The organism is Ferribacterium limneticum, from assembly GCF_020510625.1.
Taxonomy (GTDB): Bacteria; Pseudomonadota; Gammaproteobacteria; order Burkholderiales; family Rhodocyclaceae; genus Azonexus; species Azonexus limneticus_A.
Map to the genome: position 1 here is coordinate 3,923,102 of NZ_CP075191.1, position 18,494 is coordinate 3,941,595.

Sequence of the window (18,494 nt, forward strand, 5' to 3'; positions counted from 1 at the left end):
AATCAGGGATAGAAAATGTAAAGGCGATAGCCGGAGGCACCGATTTCCTTGGCCTCGATCCACAATCGGACGGCAACTTCGCCATTCGCCGGGAAAGCATCGGAGGTGGTTCCGGGAGGAAGATATTCAGCGGCAAACATCACCCGCCGGGAAACAACAGAATCGTTGGTGTCGGTCAGGCTCAGTTCAAGCGCCGGCCAGGCCTGGGCGTGATCGGCCCGGTTTTTCAGGGTTGCCTGCAACACGAACAGGCCACGGGCATTGTCGGATTGCAGGTCGGAGGTTTCGATGGAAACCAGCGCCGGATTGCGCGGCAGCGGAATATCAACTGAAGCAAGTTCATAGAGGCCTGCGACGCTCGGCATCCGCAACACGATCTCGGTACGGAAGTAGTAGAGCAATTGCCCAAGCAAAGCGACGATCAACAGTATTGAAACCAGCACAAAAGGCCAGATCGTCCGCTTGGCAGGCTCGCCGCCAAACCCACCCAGACCGTCGCTGGCCAGCGTTCCGGCGGCCCAGCGATTGTAGGCCGTCGTATCATTCAGCTCCCGCGCGGCAACAAGGCCGGCATCACGGGCTGCCTGGGTCGACTCTTCGGGAGTTTCCTGACTATTTTCGGGCAGCGCATCGTCGCGGGGAGCTTCCCTCGGCATGCCTTCGAACTCGGCCTCGCTGGGCACCGTCAGCTCGGTTGGCCCGGCGGGCGCTTCGCTGTCGATGATCTCAAGCGGCAGGGATTCAATCACCTCTTCAGACGGCTCATCGACCAAAGTCTCGAATTGTTCCGCCAACTCCGCTTCAGGTTCGACTAGCGGTTGTTCAGGAACTGCTTCCGGCTCAGTCTGCAGTTGCTCGACAGGCAGGGTTTCTACCTCGGGCGCCTGCAAACTGACTTCCGGCTCGTCGGTGTCAGATTGCCATTGATCAAACGCATTGAAGACGGACTGGCAATGTCCGCAACGGACCTTGCCGGCCTTGCGACGCAACTGCTCGGATGTGACCCGGAAAACCGTGCCGCAATCCGGGCAGCGAGTCCGCATCAGGGCTTGATCCCGGCCAGACATACCCAGTCTTCACGCACATCGGCCACTTGCAGCGGAATCCACTGCGCGTAGATGGCGACGATTTCGTCGATCTGCTCACGCAGAATGCCGGACAAGGCCAACTTGCCACCCGAGCGGACGTGCGCACAAATGGCCGGCGCGAGCACACGCAAGGGATTGGACAGGATATTGGCGACAACCACGTCGTATTCGCCAGCGACCGGTGTCGCCGAGTCGGCAAACAACGCTGTCACGCCATTGCGCTCAGCGTTCGCACGCGCGGCCTCGACGGCCTGCGGATCGATATCGACACCAGCGACATGGCCGGCCCCCAGGCGCACCGCAGCAATGGCCAGAATGCCTGAGCCACAGCCGTAATCAAGCACGGTGCAAGCCTCGGAGACATTGCGCTCCAGCCATTCCAGACAAAGCCGGGTGGTCGGGTGCGAGCCAGTCCCGAAAGCCATGCCGGGGTCGAGAATCAGGTTAACCGCAGCCGGATCGGGCGTTTCATGCCAGGAGGGAACAATCCACAGGCGTTCCGAGACCCGGATAGGATCAAACTGCGACTGGGTCAGCTGGACCCAGTTCTGCTCAGCCACATTCTCAACCGAATACGCAGGAAGCTCGGTCAGCCCGATGGCCGCCCCTGCTTCAGTGAGGAGCGCCTCGATATCGGCATCCGGTTCCAGAAGGACAACTACGCGCGAATGCATCCAGCCCGGCGTGTTAACCGAACCCGGTTCACCGAACTGCGGCTGCTCATCCGGCGTTCCCGCATCGGCATCCTCGATGCTGGCCGACAGGGCTCCAGCCTCGAGAAGCGCGTCGCACATCGGCTCGGCATGCGACACATCGGTCAGGAAACTGACGTTTTGCCAGCCCATCGCTTAAACCTTCACTTCGCCCTTGTCGGCGAGTTTCTGTTCAAGGTAGTGGATACTTGTGCCGCCCTCAATGAACCGGGCGTCCTGCATCAGTTCCTGGTGCAGCGGAATGTTGGTCTTAATACCCTGAATGCTCATCTCGGACAAGGCAATGCGCATGCGGCGAATGGCCTGCTCGCGGGTATCTCCGTAGGAGATCACCTTGGCAACCATCGAGTCGTAATGCGACGGCACCTTGTAGCCCTGGTAGATGTGCGAATCGACGCGAATCCCCGGGCCACCCGGCGGGTGATAAAATGCGATATTGCCGGGAGATGGCACAAACGTGAAGGGATCTTCGGCGTTAATGCGGCATTCGATGGCATGGCCGCGACAGACGATCTCTTTCTGCTTGTAGCGCAGCTTCTCGCCAAAGGCGACGCGAATCTGTTCCTGCACAATATCGACACCGGTAATCATCTCGGTCACCGGATGCTCGACCTGAACACGGGTGTTCATTTCGATGAAATAGAACTCGTTGTTCTCGTACAGGAACTCAAAGGTGCCCGCGCCACGGTAGCCGATCTTGCGACAGGCTTCCGCACAACGCTCGCCAATACGGTTGATCAGGCGCGGCGCAATGTGCGGTGCCGGTGCCTCTTCGATCACCTTCTGATGGCGGCGCTGCATGGAGCAGTCGCGCTCACCGAGGTAGATCGCGCCGCCATGCTGGTCGGCCAGCACCTGGATTTCCACGTGACGCGGGTTTTCCAGGTACTTTTCCATGTAGACCGCCGGATTGCCGAAGAAACTGCCGGCCTCCTGCTTGGTCATCGCGACGGCGTTAACCAATGCAGCCTCGGTGTGCACGACGCGCATGCCGCGACCACCGCCACCACCCGCCGCCTTGATGATCACCGGATAACCCACTGCGCGGGCGATCTTGACGATTTCCTTCGGGTCGTCCGGCAACTCGCCCTCAGAACCGGGAACACAGGGCACACCGGCTACTTTCATCGCATCCTTGGCCGACACCTTGTCGCCCATCAGGCGAATGGTTTCTGCCTTGGGGCCGATAAAGACAAAGCCGGAAGTCTCGACGCGCTCGGCGAAATCGGCATTCTCGGACAGGAAACCGTAGCCTGGGTGAATGGCCTGGGCATCGGTGACTTCCGCCGCTGAAATGATCGCCGGAACGTTCAGGTAGCTGAGCGCAGAAGACGCAGGGCCGATACAGACCGACTCGTCGGCCAGTTTGACGTACTTGGCGTCACGGTCGGCCTCGGAGTGCACGACCACAGTCTTGATGCCAAGCTCGCGGCAGGCGCGCTGGATACGCAGCGCGATTTCGCCGCGGTTGGCGATGAGGATTTTTTCAAACATGATGGGCCGCTCAGCCGATCACGAACAGCGGTTCGCCAAATTCGACAGGTTCGCCGTTATCGAGAAGGATGGCCTTGACCACGCCCGAGGCATCGGCTTCGATTTCGTTGAGCAGCTTCATCGCTTCGATGATGCACAGGGTTTCGCCCTGTTTGACGCTCTGGCCGATTTGCACGAATGCCTCGGCACCCGGCGACGGCGAGCGGTAGAAAGTACCGACCATTGGAGACTTGACGACGTGGCCTTCCGGCAGTTCATCTTCGTCATCGAGATTGACCGTCGAAGCAGCCGGCGCACCGGCCACCATCGGCGGCGGTGCGGCGTAGTACTGCTGCGGCGCGGCGACGGCAGCACCGTAATGCTTGGCGATACGAACCTTTTCTTCGCCTTCGGTCACTTCCAGTTCGGAAATACCGGATTCCTGAACGAGGTCGATAAGTTTCTTGAGTTTACGCAGATCCATGGAGACTCCCTTCTGTTTTGCGCCCGTTGGGTGCAAGAAGCTGGCCGAAGCCAGACTATTCAATATTAAGCTTGTTAAGCAAGTATTCGAGGGCCAGCAAGTAGCCCTCATGACCTAGCCCGCAGATGACGCCGACAGCCAGGTCCGAAAAATACGAGTGATGCCGGAATGGCTCCCGGGCATGCACATTGGAAAGATGCACCTCGACAAACGGAATCGAAACAGCCGCCAGCGCATCGCGCAACGCCACGCTGGTATGCGTATAGGCCGCCGGATTGATGATGATGGCGCGCACGCCCTGATCACGAGCCGCATGGATACGCTCAATCAACGCACCTTCATGGTTGCTCTGGAAGGACTCCAACTCAACGCCGGCGCCTTCGGCCATGCGGGCCAGCGCCATGTTGATATCCGACAGGGTAACCCGGCCATAATGCTCCGGCTCACGGGTGCCAAGCAGGTTCAGATTCGGCCCGTGCATTACCAGAACGCGGGGCTTTTCGACCGACTTGGAAGCAGTTTTTCGCTTCGTCATAGCTGCAAGTTTGCCGCAAATGGCAACATTTTGTCCAGTCTATTCATTTAACAGGGCACGCAGGGCATCGGCCCGGATACGCTCATGCGGACGACCATCACGATGCTTCATACTGACCCGCTCCATGTGCGGCGGCAAGATCACCAGATTGGCATCCGCCGTATCCGTTTCCATTTGCAGCACGGCCTCGACCCGTTCATTACGCGCTTCGACATGGGAAACATCGATCCCGCGGTTGAGCAGGAAGATCTCGACTTCCTTGGCGCTATCGGCAAAAAGCAGGATGTCGATATGCGAATGCTCGCCCGCCGTTCCATCCAGCACGGAACCCGTGAGGTAAGGCTGAAAATCAGCCAGCAGGTCGAGCAGTTCCAGCGCGGTATGGCGCAAGGCGGCGATCAGCTCGACGTGATCCTCGCCCTGGTAAAGCGTCCGATAGGCGCGCAATTCGGCCTCGACCTCAGCATTATCGGGAAACGCCGAATGTTCGGGCACCCCCAGTTGACGGGCGGCCTTCTTCTTGGCGTGGTGATAGTCGGTAATGCCATCCTCGGCCATCAGGCGAGCGGCGGCGCTGGCGATGCTGGCCCGGATACCGGTACTCGGGCGTTGCTTTTCATGACGGGTCATGGGGACTCGATCAAGGTAAAATCGTCCCCATTCTAACGGCTCGATCTGAAATGCACATTCATATTCTCGGCATCTGCGGCACCTTCATGGGTGGCGTCGCACAACTGGCGGTCGACGCCGGCCACAAAGTCACCGGCTGCGATGCCAATGTCTATCCGCCGATGAGCGACCAGCTGCGCGGCGCCGGCATCGAACTGATTGAAGGTTTCGACCCGACCCAGCTCGCGCTTGCCCCCGACATGTTCGTCATCGGCAACGCCATTTCACGCGGCAATCCACTACTCGAAGCCATTCTCGATAAGGGGCTGCCCTACGTTTCCGGCCCACAATGGCTGGCCGAGAATGTGCTGCAGGGTCGCTGGGTGCTTGGTGTTGCGGGCACACACGGCAAGACGACCACCGCCTCGATGCTGGCCTGGATTCTGGAAGACGCCAACATGGCGCCCGGCTTCCTGATCGGCGGCGTGCCGCTGAATTTTGGAGTTTCGGCCCGCCTGGGTGACACGCCATTCTTCGTCATCGAAGCCGATGAATACGACACCGCCTTCTGCGACAAGCGTTCCAAATTCGTTCACTACCGGCCGCGGACGGTTGTCCTGAACAACCTGGAATTCGATCACGCTGACATCTTCAGCGATTTGGCAGCCATTGAAACGCAATTCCACCATCTCGTGCGCACCTTGCCGCAATCCGGACTGATCGTTTCCAACGCTGCCGAAGCCAGCCTTGACCGCGTACTTGAACGTGGCTGCTGGACACCGGTTGAACGCTTCAACGATCCAGCCGGCTATCGCGTCACCGGCGACGATGCTCGGGGGGAGTTGGCACTGCATGGCCCGGAGGGTGTGATTGGCCGGACACGCTGGAACCTCTCCGGCGAACATAACCGCGCCAACGCCTGTGCCGCCTTGCTCGCCGCCCGCCATGTCGGCGTCTCACTGGCCCATGGACTGGATGCGCTGTCGCGCTTCGTCAATGTCAAACGACGCATGGAAGTGCGCGGAGAAGTCCGCGGCGTCATTGTTTACGATGATTTCGCCCACCATCCGACAGCCATCGCCACCACCGTTGCCGGCCTGCGCCGCAAGGTGGGGAAGGCCCGCATCCTCGCCGTGCTGGAGCCACGCTCGAACACCATGAAGCTGGGCACGATGAAATCGCAACTACCGGACAGCCTGCGCGAAGTTGATGCGGCCTTCTGCTACGCCGGCAATCTGGGTTGGGATGCCCACGAGGCACTGGCGCCGATGGGCGAACGCGCCATCGTCGAAGAAAACCTGGATCGACTGGTCGACCAGATCGTCATTGCCGCACAACCGGGCGACCATATTCTGGTCATGAGCAACGGCGGCTTTGGCGGCATCCACGGCAAATTGCTGGCCGCACTGGCCGAATGATCAGTCGGCGGCGCCTGCTGATTGCAGCGCCCCTGCTCTTGGCAGGTTGCGATCAGGCGCCAGTTTTCCGTAACACGGACATCACCGGCAAGAAAATCGGCGGCGAGCTAGCGCTGAACGATTGCTACGGCCGCCCACGAAAACTCGCCGATTTTCTCGGCAAGGTGGCAATCCTGTTTTTCGGCTACACCAGTTGTCCGGATATCTGCCCGACGGCACTGGCCAAATTCGCCACGCTGATGCAGCAAGCTGACATGAACGCCGGGCGCATTCAGGTCATTTTTGTCAGCCTGGACCCTGAACGCGATTCACCGGAACGTCTGTGCGAATACGTACCCTGGTTCCACCCCAGCTTTCTCGGCCTGACCGGCGACGTCGGCAAAATCGCCGAAATTACGCGCAACTTTCGCGTTACCAGCATCAAAAAAGAGGTTCCGGGCAGTATGGGCTACGTGCTCGACCACAGCGCGGGTGCCTACGTCTTCGGCCCGGATGGGCGGCTTCGGCTATATCTGGCCGAGAACGCCAGTATCGAGGATATTTCCGCGGACCTGCGTTTGCTGCTGGCCGGGCAATAAAAAACCGCCGGACTGACCGGCGGTTTTTTATCGGACCCGCCGCAGCGGGTTGGCAATCAGCGCTCCATCGACTCGACCACAGCCAGCGCCGTCATGTTGACCAGACGACGAACCGTTGCCGTCGCAGTCATGACATGCACCGGCCGGGCAGCACCCAACAGGACGGGGCCGATGGTGACGCCTTCGCCACCGGTCATCTTGATCAGGTTGTAGCTGATGTTGGCGGCGTCGATATTCGGCATGATCAGCAGATTGGCTTCACCCTTGAGCGGCGAATCCGGATTGGCTTCACGACGGATGTCTTCGTTCAGCGCGGAGTCACCATGCATTTCGCCATCAACTTCCAGCTCACCAGCCGACATCGCATCGATCAGGCCGGCAGCAACACTCATCTTGCGGGACGACTCGGAACTTGAAGAGCCGAAGTTGGAGTGCGACAACAGCGCCACCTTCGGATTCATGCCGAAGCGCTTGACCTGCTCGGCCGCCATCAGCGTCATTTCGGCGATTTCCTGGGCACCCGGGTTTTCGTTCACATGCGTGTCGCAGATGAACAGCGAGCGGCCCGGCAACATCAGGTAGTTCATCGCGGCCAGCGTATTGACGCCATTGCGCTTGCCGATGATGTTCTGGACCACACCCAAATGGTGGCTGTACTGACCGGTCATGCCGCAGATCAGGCCGTCGGCGTAGCCGAGCTTGAGCAGCATGGCGCCGATCACGGTCGGCTTGCGGCGCAGGGCATCCTTGGCGATACCCGGCGTGACGCCGCGGCGGACCATCAGCTTGTGGTAAGCCTGCCAGCACTCACGGTAGCGTTCGTCGGATTCCGGATTGACGATGTCGAAATCGACACCCGGCTTAATGCGCAGCTTGGCCTTTTCCAGACGGCGCTCGATGACATCCGGACGGCCGATCAGGATCGGACGGGCGAATTTTTCTTCGATCACAACCTGAACGGCACGCAACACGCGCTCTTCTTCACCTTCCGAGAAGATGACGCGCTTGCCCTTGGCCTGACGGGCAGCCTGGAAGATGGCGCGCATGCCGACGCCAGTGTGATAGACGAATTCGGACAGCTTGGCGCGGTAGGCGGCCCAGTCGGTGATCGGACGCGTCGCCACGCCCGAATCCATCGCAGCTTGCGCAACCGCCGGCGCGATCTTGACGATCAGGCGCGGATCGAAGGGCTTGGGAATCAGGTATTCCGGGCCAAAGGACAAATCGGCGCCCGGGTAGGCCATGGCCACTTCGTCGGTCACTTCGGCTTCGGCCAGTTCGGCGATGGCGCGCACGGAAGCCATCTTCATCTCTTCGGTAATGCGCGTCGCCCCAACGTCGAGCGCGCCACGGAAGATGAACGGGAAGCACAGCACGTTGTTGACCTGGTTCACGTAGTCGGAACGGCCGGTGGCGATGATCGCATCCGGGCGAACTTCCTTGACCAGTTCCGGCATGATTTCCGGAGTCGGGTTGGCCAGCGCGAAGACCATCGGCTTGTCGGCCATGGTCTTGACCATGTCCTGCTTGACGACGCCGGCAGCAGAAAGGCCGAGGAAAATATCGCAGCCAACCATGGCGTCGGCCAGGGTACGCTTGTCGGTGTCCTGAGCGTAGCGGGCCTTGGTCTCGTCCATGCCACCCGGGCGGCCGACGTAGATGACGCCCTTGGAGTCACAAATGGTGATGTTCTCGCGCTTGACGCCGAGATCGCACCACAGATTCACACACGAAATGGCGGCGGCGCCGGCACCGGAAACCACCACCTTGACTTCGTTGATCTTCTTGCCGACGACCTTCAGGCCATTGAGCATGGCGGCGCCGGAAATGATCGCGGTACCGTGCTGATCATCGTGGAAGACGGGGATGTTCATCCGCGCCTTGAGCTTCTCTTCAATATAGAAGCACTCCGGCGCCTTGATGTCTTCGAGGTTGATACCGCCGAGCGTCGGCTCAAGGGCGGCAATCATGTCGATCAGCTTGTCCGGGTCGTTCTCGGCCAGTTCGATGTCGAAGACGTCAATACCGGCGAATTTCTTGAACAGGCAGCCCTTGCCTTCCATGACCGGCTTGGAAGCCAGCGGGCCGATATTGCCGAGGCCGAGCACGGCGGTACCGTTGGTGACGACACCGACCAGATTGGCGCGCGAGGTGTACCAAGCGGCAGTCGCCGGGTCTTCAACAATCGCATCGCAGGCAGCGGCAACACCCGGAGAGTAGGCCAGCGCCAGATCGCGCTGGTTGGTCAGGCCCTTGGTCGGGCGGACGGAAATCTTGCCCGGGGTGGGCCAGCGATGGTATTCAAGTGCGGCTTCGCGCAAATCCTTTTCCACGGATTCTCCTTGGCAGTCGGGTATAGGGAAAACCCTGTAGGTTACTCCAAAGGTTTATTCGCTGGAAGCGTAATTATGAATTACGGCACAAATTACGTGATATCCGAGAGACGGATCAATGGCCAGCGGCGCGGGGCAGCCTGACCTGCTTCGCCGCCTGCCGTTTGCCGCTCAGAAGCGGTGCGATACCGTCACCCGGAAGGTGCGCGGCTCGGTCGGGTGGATGTGACGGTCGTAAACGGCCGCCCCTTCACCCGCCAGTTGCGAGTCGTACCAGTATTCGATGTCGTTCACCTTGCGGTCGGACAGGTTATAGACGTCGAGGGCCAGTTGCGTGCGAGGCGCTATCTTGTAGCCAAGACGCAGGTTGGTCAGTGCCGACGCCCCCGAACGCACCGAGTTGTCCTCGATCAAGGGCCGTGGGCCGAAATAGCGCAGGCGCAGGGCGCCGAACCACGGGCCGAGATGATCGAGGGTGAGCCCGATATTGGCCGTCGTCGACACCGCCCCCGGGATGTAGTCGCCGACCAGCGGATCGTGATCGCGGAAACGGGCATGCGACCAGGCGAGGTCGGCATCGATGGCCAGCCAGTCGGCCAGCACATAGAGATTGGTCCATTCCACGCCGTAGCGACGGGATGGGCGAGATGGCTCGGTAGTACCGGCATCGCCGACAAAGAGCAGCTCCGAGGCGGAATCGAGTTGCCACAACGACAGCGTTGATTGCCAGCCAGAGACAATCTCGGAACGCACGCCGAGCTCGTAGCCTTTGGTACGGACCAGTGGCTTGACGGCCTGCACCGGCGTCACGCCATCGCTCGGATCGACCTTGATGGTAGTGCCGCGTGCGTCGTTGGAATGGAAGCCGTGGCCGTAGTTCAAGTAGAGCTCGGTCTTTTTCCATGGCCCTAAGATCAGTGCCAGCTTTGGTGTCAGCATCTGGTCGCTGGCCTTGCCGGAGTTGGCAGCGAGGCTGGAATCGACGTTGAAATCGTAGGCATCGGCGCGCAGCCCCTGGACCGAGCGGAACCATTCAGTCCACCGCGTTTCGTTCTGCGCCCACAGCGACAGGCTGCGCTGGGTGACCTTGTCCTCGCGCACGGTCGATTGCGTCTGCCGGCCGCTTGTCCAGTACAGCCCAACCGGGTTCAAGTGATCGATCCGCCCCTGCAACCCGATGCTGTTTTCGACCTCGAAGCCTCCCCAGCGGTCGAACATCGCGTGCGATGCTGCAAAACCGCCGGCTTGTCGCCGCTCGGCCTGCTTGAACTGGTCACCCGGCGGACAGCCGTTGCTGGCGCAATACTGGAAGTTGGACCACAGATCGAGACCGGACTTGAGCCACCAGACATTGGCCTTGCTCTGGGCGCCATCCCAGCGCTTAGCCCATTCACCGGACAGGCTGTAGCGATGCGTCTCACCGCCGGTCGTTGGATCCAGCGTGCCGAAACGCCCGACTTGGCCACTGTCGATGGCACGCTGAGCGATCTGGTCGGTGGACGTCCATTGGCCCTGGTAGGCCATGCCGGTCAGTGAAAAGCCGTTGCTGCGGCTGCCCCGGCTGTAGCGCAGCACGCCGTTTAGTTTGCGGTAGTGCTCGTCGACTTCCCACGGGCCGTCGTTGTGGAACAGTTCCAAACCGTAAAGTAGTTGGCCGCCCCCCAATTCCGGTGAACCTGCCAGCAGGCTCCGTGCATAGCCGTTCTGGCCCATGGTCAGCTGCACCAGCGACGCATCGAGGCTGCGAAAGTAGTCGATGTGGGCCGCACCAGCGGATGAGAAGTCACCCTCTTCGGCAAAATACGGCCCCTTGCGGAAACTGATCCGATCGACCAGTTCGGGAATCAGGAAATTGAGATCGGTGTAGCCCTGGCCGTGCGCATGGGTCGGCATATTGACCGGCACACCGCCGACGTAGGTCGCGAAATCGGTGCCGTGGTCGAGGTTGAAGCCGCGCAGAAAATACTGGTTGGCCTTGCCGTCACCGGCATGCTGCGTGACGATCAGTCCGGGCACCATTTCGAGCGCCTCGCCGGGTCGAAGAATCGGCACGGCAGCGAGTCGCTGACTGGAAACCACGCCTTCGCTGCCTGAAGCCGCAATACCTTCCAGATTCTCGGCCCTGGCGCGGACTTCGACAGCGGAGAGCTCGGGCGATTCATGCGCCAGAACGCCAGTCATCGCGACCAACAAATATGAATTAATTAAATTTCGTCTTAATTTCATGGCTTAAAAAAGCCGGTTGCCCGGCCATCCCCCGTCTTGATGTACTCAAACCGTTGCAGGCCGGCGCGTCAGGCGCACCGCCGCGATAAAGCTGAGGGCGATGATCGCCACCAGCGAAAATCCGAAGATCAGTTCCTTGCCCTCGCTCCATGCATCAACCGCTGGCGACAGCATCTTGGCGGCGCCGAAGGCTGCCACCAGCAGGCTGACGCCGGACACGACCAGCCCCATGACCCGCGAGGCGATCAGTGCCACCTGGTCGGCACGGGCGATCAGGCGGGCGATCCAAAGCCCGTTGATGCCATCGGTCAGCAACATGCCGAGCATGAACAGCAAGGCCAGCACCAGCGCGTGTTCCCAGCCACCAAACTGCGTGGCGGTCAGCGCGAAGAAGGCGGCCTGCGACAAGGTGTCGAAAGACAGCGCAAAGAGCGCACCAACCAGTGCAATCAGTGCCGGGTGTGAAACGTGCCGCAGGTTGCCGAGCAGGCGCCCCTTGAGGCCGACCGGCTGAACCATTTCATGCGGCTCGGCCGCCAGCACGGCAGCCAGGTTGAGGCTGCCCAAGGCGACGAGGAAGGCAATTGAGATCACCGCCCCTAGCGTGCCGAACCATTCCGGGACATCCCATTGCCCGGCGAGTGCGGAAACGCCAAGCGCGATGGCCATGACCACGGCGCCGTGACCCAGCGAGAACAGCGTGCCGCAATAGCGCGCCAGACCGGGCCGGGTGCGGGCGTTGTAGCGGGTCAGACCGTCGATGGTCGCCAGATGGTCGGCGTCGAAACCATGCTTCATGCCGAGCACGAAGGTCAGGATCAGCAGCGACAGCCAGTCAGTGGGCAGGGTTTCCATGAGGCACCGTATGAAGGATTTTCACATCTTCATACAAAGACCGTGCCAGATCAATAAGTCATTGTTCGTATTGATTTCATCGTCCGCACGGCCCACGAAAAACAGGCCAAGTGATCAGTGACTTTCCACCGGAAGTGCAAGGATGAATTCCGCCCCGTTGCCCGGCACATTGCGGGCACTGAGCTTGCCGCCATGCCGTTCGACGATGCCGTAACTGATCGACAGGCCCAGGCCGGTGCCCTGGCCAACCGGCTTGGTCGTGAAGAAGGGCTCGAACAGGCGACTCAGATGTTCTTCCGGAATCCCCGGGCCGTTATCGGTAAAACGCAGGGTCACCATGCCGTTTTCGATGCTGCCGGTCACACTAAGCCGGGGATCTGCCCGATTGGCGACGGCATCGCTGGCGTTCTGCACCAGATTCATCACAACCTGCTGCAACTGGCCCGACGAACCCGAGCATTGCAGATCCGGCGGCAAATCGACATCGACCGCGAACTTGGCCGAGGCGCTCTGCACCACCCAGCGCACCGAGCGCTCGACCACTTCGTTGAGACTGACCCGCTCGGGCGTCATTTTGTCCACGGCCGAAAAGCGTTTCAGGGCATCGACGATGTCGCGGGTCCGCTCCGCCCCTTCGATCATGCCGTCGATCAGATGCGGCATGTCGGCCAGGATGCGGTCGATGCGCAACTCCTGCCGCATCGCCTTGAGCGCCCCGTCGTCCGCGGCATCGCTGGCATGAACAGCACCGAGATAGCTTTCGAGCCGGCTGGCGTAGCGCTTCAGCGACAGCACGTTGCCGAGCACAAAGCTGATCGGGTTATTCAGTTCATGCGCCACACCGGCCACCAGGCGGCCCAGCGAGACCATTTTTTCAGCATGCAGCAACTGGCCCTGCGTCCGTTTCAGGTCGTCGTGCGCCTGACGCAAGGCGGAATAGGCGCGGCGCAGTTCACCGACCGGCCGGCCGGTGACCACCATGCCCATCAACTTGCCGGTCTGCGACAGTCGGGGCGTGCAGTTCATCGACACCGGCACGGTCGAGCCGTCACCGGCGCGCAGGAAGAACTCACAGTCATGAACGCCTTTGCGGCCGTAGCGGGCAAAGATGTCGCGAGCCTTGGCACGCTCGACATCGTCGGCAAAAAGATCAAAGACCGGTGTCTTTTCCAGCTCACCGGCCGTCTTGCCGGAAAAATGCTGCAAGGAAGAGTTAACTTCCTCGATGCCACCATTGCGGTCGCAGACAATCAGGATGTCCGACATCGAAGCCAGCACACTTTCGATGAATTGGTGCGACTCCTCAAGCGCGGCGTTCTTTTCTTCCAGCGCGACTTCGTATTGCAGGAGGTCGTTGTAGACCTCGTCCATCTTCTGGATGACTTCGATCCAGGCCTGTTCGCCGCCCGGTGGCAGCGGCGAGTCAGCCGACAGATCAGCGGGCGGGACGATAGTGGACATGCGCTTCACCGTGCTCGTCGTGGGCGTGGTGGTGTTCCGCCTCCAGCGCAATCAGGTTCAGCTTGCCGTGGCGCACGCCGCGTTCGGCCATCAGGGCGTCGGCAAACTGGCGGACATCGGCGGTCGAACCTTTCAGGATCACCGATTCAAGACAATTGTCGTGATCGAGGTGGCTGTGCATCGCCGCCACCGTCAGGTCGTGGTGATCGTGCTGCAGGCCAGTCAGGCGCTCCGCCAGTTCTCGTTCGTGATGGTTATAGACGTAGGACAGGTTGCCGACGCAATGGCCGGACGGCGTTTCGCGCTGGCGGTCGCTCTCGATGGCGCCGCGAATCAGGTCGCGCACGGCTTCCGAGCGGTTGCTGTAGCCGCGGGCCGCGATCAACTGGTCGAATTGTTTGGCCAAAGCTTCGTCCAGAGAAATGGTGAAGCGTTCCATGTTCTTTGCTCCCTGCTAAATACGGCCGGTAAACGTGGTGCTAGGATGGTCTTTTTTGCATTCTAACGTCTCGCTCCAATGACCGCTGCCCTCGATACCGAACAGATCCGCGCCGCCCTGCGCAAGGTGGTCGACCCCGAGGTCGGCGCCAACATTGTCGATCTCGGCCTGATCTACCGCATCGAATTCGACGGCCCCGCCAAGCTGCTGATCGAGATGACCATGACCTCGCCGGCCTGTCCGATGGGCGAAATGATCGTCGATGATGCCTACGCCGAACTCGACCGCGTGCTGCCGGCCGACTGCCAGCCGGAAATCCGCCTCGTCTGGGAACCGCCTTGGGCACCGTCGATGATGAGCGAAAAGTGTCGCCTGAGCCTGGGTTGGAACGAGGCAGACAGCGAATAAATGGCTGATCTGAAACCCGGCGGCCGGCTGCCGCTCCTCTTTTTTGGCATGCTTTCGCTGCTCGGCGGCGTCATGGCCGGCTTGGCCCGGCTTGGCTGGGAGGTGCCCGCCCCCGCCGTTCAGGCCGCCGGTGTGCATGGGCCGCTGATGATCGCCGCCTTTTTCGGTACGGTAATCAGCCTCGAACGCGCTGTCGCGGCAGGCCGGAACTGGGCCTACCTCGCCCCCCTGGCGGCCGGGGCCAGCGGTATCGCCCTGCTGGCTGGCGCCCCGCTGCTGCTTGGCCAAATCCTCGGCAGCCTTGCCGCGTTCGGCCTGATCGCCGCCAGCGCAGTCGCCCTGCGCCGTCAGGTGGCCGTCTTCACCATCATCCTGACGCTGGCCGCCGGCTGCTGGCTGGTCGGCAATCTGCTCTGGCTGGTCACCGGCGAGGTCAGTGCCGCGGTGGCGTGGTGGCTGCTTTTTCTCGTTTTGACCATTGCCGGCGAACGCCTCGAACTGACCCGTTTTCTGCCCACGCCGCCGCTCGCCCAGAAGCTGTTCATCGGCATCGTCGGCCAGCTGCTCGTCAGCGCTGTCGCTAGCCTTTACCCGCTCTTTTCCGTCGGCTTGATTGCCTTGGCGGTCTGGCTACTGCGTTACGACATCGCCCGGCGCAATATCGCGACCGAGGGACTGACCCGCTTCATTGCCGCCTGCCTGCTTTCCGGCTACGCCTGGCTGCTCGCGGCCGGCCTGCTCGGTCTGGCCGGCGCTTTCGTTCCCGGCCATCCCTGGCGCGATGCGGCGCTGCACGCCATCGGGCTCGGTTTCGTCTTTGCCATGGTTTTCGGTCACGCGCCAATCATTTTCCCGGCCGTCACCCGAATCAAAATCCCCTACCACCCAGCCCTTTACCTGCCGCTGACGCTGCTCCATTTGACGCTGGCGCTGCGTGTCTTCGGCAGCCTGGCCGACAATTTTGACCTGCGCCACAACGCCGCCCTGTTGAACGGCCTAGTGCTGGTGGTCTTCATTGCAACGCTGGTAACGCTTGTCCGCCGTAACGCCAAACGAGGTGCCCGATGAAACGTCACGCCGCCCTGCTGCAACTCTCACGCGAACACCACCAGGCACTCAAAATGGCCCGCCAGGCCCGTTTCGCCTGCGATGCCGGGCTCGGCCCAGCCATTGCCCAGGCCGCCGAAACCATCTGTGAACGCTTCCAGGAAGAACTGGAACCGCATTTCCAGACCGAAGAAATAGATCTCCTGCCCGCGCTGGCTGCTGCCGGTGCCGGCGATCTGGTGCAGCGCACACTGGCTGAACACGCCGAACTGCGCGACCTTAACCGGCGCCTGGCCAAACCGGACGGCGAAACACTGGCCCGCTTCGCCACCTTGCTCAACGACCATGTCCGCTTCGAGGAGCGCGAACTGTTCGAAACCGCGCAGCGACTGCTCTACCCCGAGGCCTGAACGCGCCCCAATCAAGGGCAAAAATTGTCGGATGGCTGCGCGCGGCGTCGCAAAACCGGCAACCCCAGGATCGCCCAGCGGACTCCAGGCACGCCTGAAGACGCCCTTCTGACGGGCATCTTCAGGCCATCAAGACGCACTTGAAACATTCGGGAACGGGAGTTGCTTGATTCAAGCTGTAGCCCGCTTGATCCGTTATCCGGTTTAAGAGCGTAAGGAGGAAGTCATCATGGCCCACAGTGAAATCCGACTCTCGGTCGCTGAAGAGCGCACCATCTACGACGTAGGCGCCATCGAGCGCGCCATGGAAGAAGCCGCCGGCAATCGCAACGAAGCGCTGGCCACCCTCTACGACAAGATGAAGCAGCGCGGCGGCGGCCGCTTCCTGGTCCGCCCGACCGGCGCCGACATGATCGATGAACTCTACGACAGCTGCCCGAACTTCAGCGAGGTCGTCGACGACCTGAAGAAATACGTCGCCCTCTCCGTCGCCGGCAACGAGCCGATGAGCTTTACGCCCATCCTGCTGCTTGGCGAACCCGGCATCGGCAAGACCCATTTCGCCCGCGAACTGGCTTCGCACCTGGGTACCGGCCACGAATTCATCTCGATGAGCTCGCTGACCGCCGGCTGGGTGCTGTCCGGCGCCTCGTCGCAGTGGAGCAACGCCAAGCCTGGCAAGGTGGCGCACACCCTGGTCCATGGCGACTTCGCCAACCCCATCGTGGTCCTCGACGAAATCGACAAGGCCGGCGGCGATTCGCGCTACGACCCGATGGGCTCGCTGTACGGCCTGCTCGAACGCGACACGGCGCGTGCCTTCAAGGACGAGTTCATCGACATCGACATCGACGCCTCGCACATCCTGTGGGTGACGACGGCCAACGATGAACGCTCGATTCCCGAGCCCATCCTCAACCGCATGAACGTCTACGAAGTGCCACGCCCGGACCACGATGCGGCGATCAGCATCGCCGCCGCGCTGTACCGCGAAATCGTCGGCCAGCACGACTGGGGTTTCCCGCCGGAAGCCGACGAAGCGGTGCTCGAACGGCTCGGCTCGCTGCCACCGCGCGACATGCGCAAGCGCCTGCTGGCCGCTTTCGGCACCGCCAAGCTGGATGGCCGCAACTGGCTGGAAGGTCGGGATTTCGAACAGGCACGCATGGGGCGAAGCCGGAAGATCGGCTTCTGACGACGAGGAACCCGCTCAGTCCAGCCGCTTGAAAACGGTGGTCTGGCCGTCACGCTCCTTGAGGCGAAACTCGGCGGGCGTGACGGAAAGGACAGGGGTCGGATCATCGATAATCCGCCCGCCTTGCTTGATGCTCCAGATGATCTGCTTGCCCTCGTAACGCCAGACCCCGTATTGCAGGACGGTGCCGTCGTCCTTGCGGAGCTCCCATTCGCCATTGGCGGCCAGGTGAATGGGGGTGACGGCACGATCGGACTGCCATTTGCCGACAAAGTCGCGCTCGCTGATTCGCTTGCCACCCGTCAGGAAATGGATGCCGAGCCCGACCAGCAGCGCCAGCACGATCAGCCTGAATCGATTTCCGGAGAAAAATCCCATGGCAGCAAGGTGGCGAGCGCTAGCCGCCATTACTCCTCGTTCTGAAAAGTGCGCCCGCGGAAGCGGTTGATTTCCTGCTCCCGGCGGGCCCGTTCGGCCTCTTTATCGGCGCGCTCCTTCTCTTCCTTCTGGCGGATTTCTTCTGCCTTGGCGCGCTCGGCCTGCTGCTCGGCATAGCGGAGATTGGCCGACACCTCGGCGCCGAGTCGCCTTGACTCCTCCTCAAAGCGGCGCTGCTTGCGCTCCTCATCTTCCTGCAAGCGCTGTTTCTGCTGGTCCTCACGCTCCGCCTGCTCCTTGCGGCGCATGTCGGCCAGCAACAAATCGGCCTCGGCCCGGCTGGCGGCGCGGATACCGTAGGTCTGGTAAAAATCCTGGAGATAGACCTTTTCAGCGGCCGGCGATGTCGGATCTTCGCCCATCACCGCCTTGGCCCGCTGGTAGGACATGAACATCACCGTGACCTGCATGACCATGCCAATCACCATGACGGCGGCGATCACCGTCAGCAGTCGCCGGATCGGGCTCGACTTCGACGACTCCAGCGCCACCTCGACATGCAGCGACCGATCCAGCCCGGCCGTCTCGCCACCGCGCATGACCAGGCCGGCATCGTAATCCGAACGGCGCGACGGATTGGAGAGCACATCGTAGGCATGCTTGAGCAACTGCTGCTTGAGTTCAGTTTCGGACTCGGGCAGCGGGCTGTTTTCGGCGGCCAGCGCCCGCGAAATTCTCAGGTAGGCCGAGCTGATCTCGATCAGATCAGCATGCGGCGAAACTTCCAGCAAGTCGTAGTAATTGGTGGTCTGCTTCATGGGGCGGATTTTCAATCGGAATTGCC

The 18,494-nt window shown here is 61.3% G+C and carries 19 protein-coding genes; 6 read left to right on the plus strand and 13 right to left on the minus strand.

Features of this window, described 5'->3' with window-relative positions; translation table 11 throughout:
* Positions 1-2 precede the first annotated feature (2 nt).
* Genes KI617_RS18810 through KI617_RS18835 form a run of 6 tightly spaced genes read right to left on the minus strand, consistent with a single transcriptional unit; the run spans position 3 to position 4,923 of the window.
* The gene (locus KI617_RS18810) at positions 3-1,067 is read right to left on the minus strand and encodes a DUF3426 domain-containing protein (protein WP_226448938.1); all 1,065 of its coding nucleotides are present in this window, start codon (positions 1,065-1,067) and stop codon (positions 3-5) included.
* Complete coding sequence (prmA, locus tag KI617_RS18815) at positions 1,043-1,933, minus strand: 50S ribosomal protein L11 methyltransferase (protein ID WP_226448940.1); 891 nt, start codon at positions 1,931-1,933, stop codon at positions 1,043-1,045. The genes KI617_RS18810 and prmA overlap by 25 nt, the downstream gene beginning before the upstream one ends.
* Positions 1,934-1,936: 3 nt before the next feature.
* Positions 1,937-3,295, minus strand: coding sequence for an acetyl-CoA carboxylase biotin carboxylase subunit (gene accC / locus KI617_RS18820; protein WP_226448942.1), 1,359 nt, complete (start codon positions 3,293-3,295; stop codon positions 1,937-1,939).
* Between the two features lie 10 nt (positions 3,296-3,305).
* A complete protein-coding gene (gene accB, locus KI617_RS18825) occupies positions 3,306-3,758 on the minus strand; it encodes an acetyl-CoA carboxylase biotin carboxyl carrier protein (RefSeq protein WP_226448944.1) in 453 nt (150 codons plus the stop codon).
* A 55-nt stretch (positions 3,759-3,813) separates the two neighbouring features.
* Complete coding sequence (gene aroQ, locus KI617_RS18830; protein WP_226448946.1) at positions 3,814-4,293, minus strand: type II 3-dehydroquinate dehydratase; 480 nt, start codon at positions 4,291-4,293, stop codon at positions 3,814-3,816.
* A 39-nt stretch (positions 4,294-4,332) separates the two neighbouring features.
* On the minus strand, positions 4,333-4,923 hold the full coding sequence (locus KI617_RS18835; protein ID WP_226448948.1) for a hypothetical protein: 591 nt from the start codon (positions 4,921-4,923) through the stop codon (positions 4,333-4,335).
* A 50-nt stretch (positions 4,924-4,973) separates the two neighbouring features.
* On the opposite strand from KI617_RS18835, the gene mpl reads away from it, so the two are divergent.
* Complete coding sequence (gene mpl, locus KI617_RS18840) at positions 4,974-6,320, plus strand: UDP-N-acetylmuramate:L-alanyl-gamma-D-glutamyl-meso-diaminopimelate ligase (RefSeq protein WP_226448950.1); 1,347 nt, start codon at positions 4,974-4,976, stop codon at positions 6,318-6,320.
* The gene (locus tag KI617_RS18845; protein WP_226448952.1) at positions 6,317-6,898 is read left to right on the plus strand and encodes an SCO family protein; all 582 of its coding nucleotides are present in this window, start codon (positions 6,317-6,319) and stop codon (positions 6,896-6,898) included. Before mpl ends, KI617_RS18845 begins: the two co-directional genes overlap by 4 nt.
* Before the next feature lie 56 nt (positions 6,899-6,954).
* Here the strand turns inward: KI617_RS18845 and KI617_RS18850 are convergent, their stop codons facing one another.
* The 5 genes from KI617_RS18850 to nikR all read right to left on the minus strand — a co-directional run bounded on the left by KI617_RS18850 (position 6,955) and on the right by nikR (position 14,212).
* Positions 6,955-9,231: an NADP-dependent malic enzyme gene (locus KI617_RS18850; RefSeq protein ID WP_226448954.1), complete on the minus strand. Its 2,277-nt coding sequence runs from the start codon at positions 9,229-9,231 to the stop codon at positions 6,955-6,957.
* Positions 9,232-9,402: 171 nt separating this feature from the next.
* Entirely contained in the window at positions 9,403-11,412 is a 2,010-nt protein-coding gene (locus KI617_RS18855) for a TonB-dependent receptor (RefSeq protein ID WP_226448956.1), read from the minus strand.
* Positions 11,413-11,502: 90 nt separating this feature from the next.
* The gene (locus tag KI617_RS18860; protein ID WP_226448958.1) at positions 11,503-12,312 is read right to left on the minus strand and encodes a HoxN/HupN/NixA family nickel/cobalt transporter; all 810 of its coding nucleotides are present in this window, start codon (positions 12,310-12,312) and stop codon (positions 11,503-11,505) included.
* A 114-nt stretch (positions 12,313-12,426) separates the two neighbouring features.
* Positions 12,427-13,773, minus strand: coding sequence for a PAS domain-containing sensor histidine kinase (locus KI617_RS18865; protein WP_226448960.1), 1,347 nt, complete (start codon positions 13,771-13,773; stop codon positions 12,427-12,429).
* A complete protein-coding gene (gene nikR / locus KI617_RS18870; protein ID WP_226448962.1) occupies positions 13,748-14,212 on the minus strand; it encodes a nickel-responsive transcriptional regulator NikR in 465 nt (154 codons plus the stop codon). Before nikR ends, KI617_RS18865 begins: the two co-directional genes overlap by 26 nt.
* Positions 14,213-14,290: 78 nt before the next feature.
* Between nikR and KI617_RS18875 the strand changes: the two genes are divergently transcribed.
* The 4 genes from KI617_RS18875 (at position 14,291) to KI617_RS18890 (ending at position 17,272) form a co-directional block, all read left to right on the plus strand.
* The gene (locus KI617_RS18875; protein WP_226448964.1) at positions 14,291-14,620 is read left to right on the plus strand and encodes a metal-sulfur cluster assembly factor; all 330 of its coding nucleotides are present in this window, start codon (positions 14,291-14,293) and stop codon (positions 14,618-14,620) included.
* Positions 14,621-15,688 (plus strand): hypothetical protein, encoded by a 1,068-nt coding sequence (locus KI617_RS18880; protein ID WP_226448966.1) that lies wholly within the window; start codon positions 14,621-14,623, stop codon positions 15,686-15,688.
* A complete protein-coding gene (locus KI617_RS18885) occupies positions 15,685-16,077 on the plus strand; it encodes a hemerythrin domain-containing protein (RefSeq protein ID WP_226448968.1) in 393 nt (130 codons plus the stop codon). Before KI617_RS18880 ends, KI617_RS18885 begins: the two co-directional genes overlap by 4 nt.
* A 229-nt stretch (positions 16,078-16,306) precedes the next feature.
* Complete coding sequence (locus KI617_RS18890) at positions 16,307-17,272, plus strand: AAA family ATPase (protein ID WP_226448970.1); 966 nt, start codon at positions 16,307-16,309, stop codon at positions 17,270-17,272.
* A gap of 15 nt (positions 17,273-17,287) precedes the next feature.
* On the opposite strand, the gene KI617_RS18895 is transcribed toward KI617_RS18890, so the two are convergent.
* Both KI617_RS18895 and KI617_RS18900 read right to left on the minus strand, forming a co-directional pair.
* Positions 17,288-17,680, minus strand: a complete 393-nt coding sequence (locus tag KI617_RS18895; RefSeq protein ID WP_226448972.1) for a hypothetical protein — start codon at positions 17,678-17,680, stop codon at positions 17,288-17,290.
* Complete coding sequence (locus KI617_RS18900; protein WP_226448974.1) at positions 17,680-18,468, minus strand: J domain-containing protein; 789 nt, start codon at positions 18,466-18,468, stop codon at positions 17,680-17,682. Before KI617_RS18900 ends, KI617_RS18895 begins: the two co-directional genes overlap by 1 nt.
* Between the last annotated feature and the right edge of the window lie 26 nt (positions 18,469-18,494).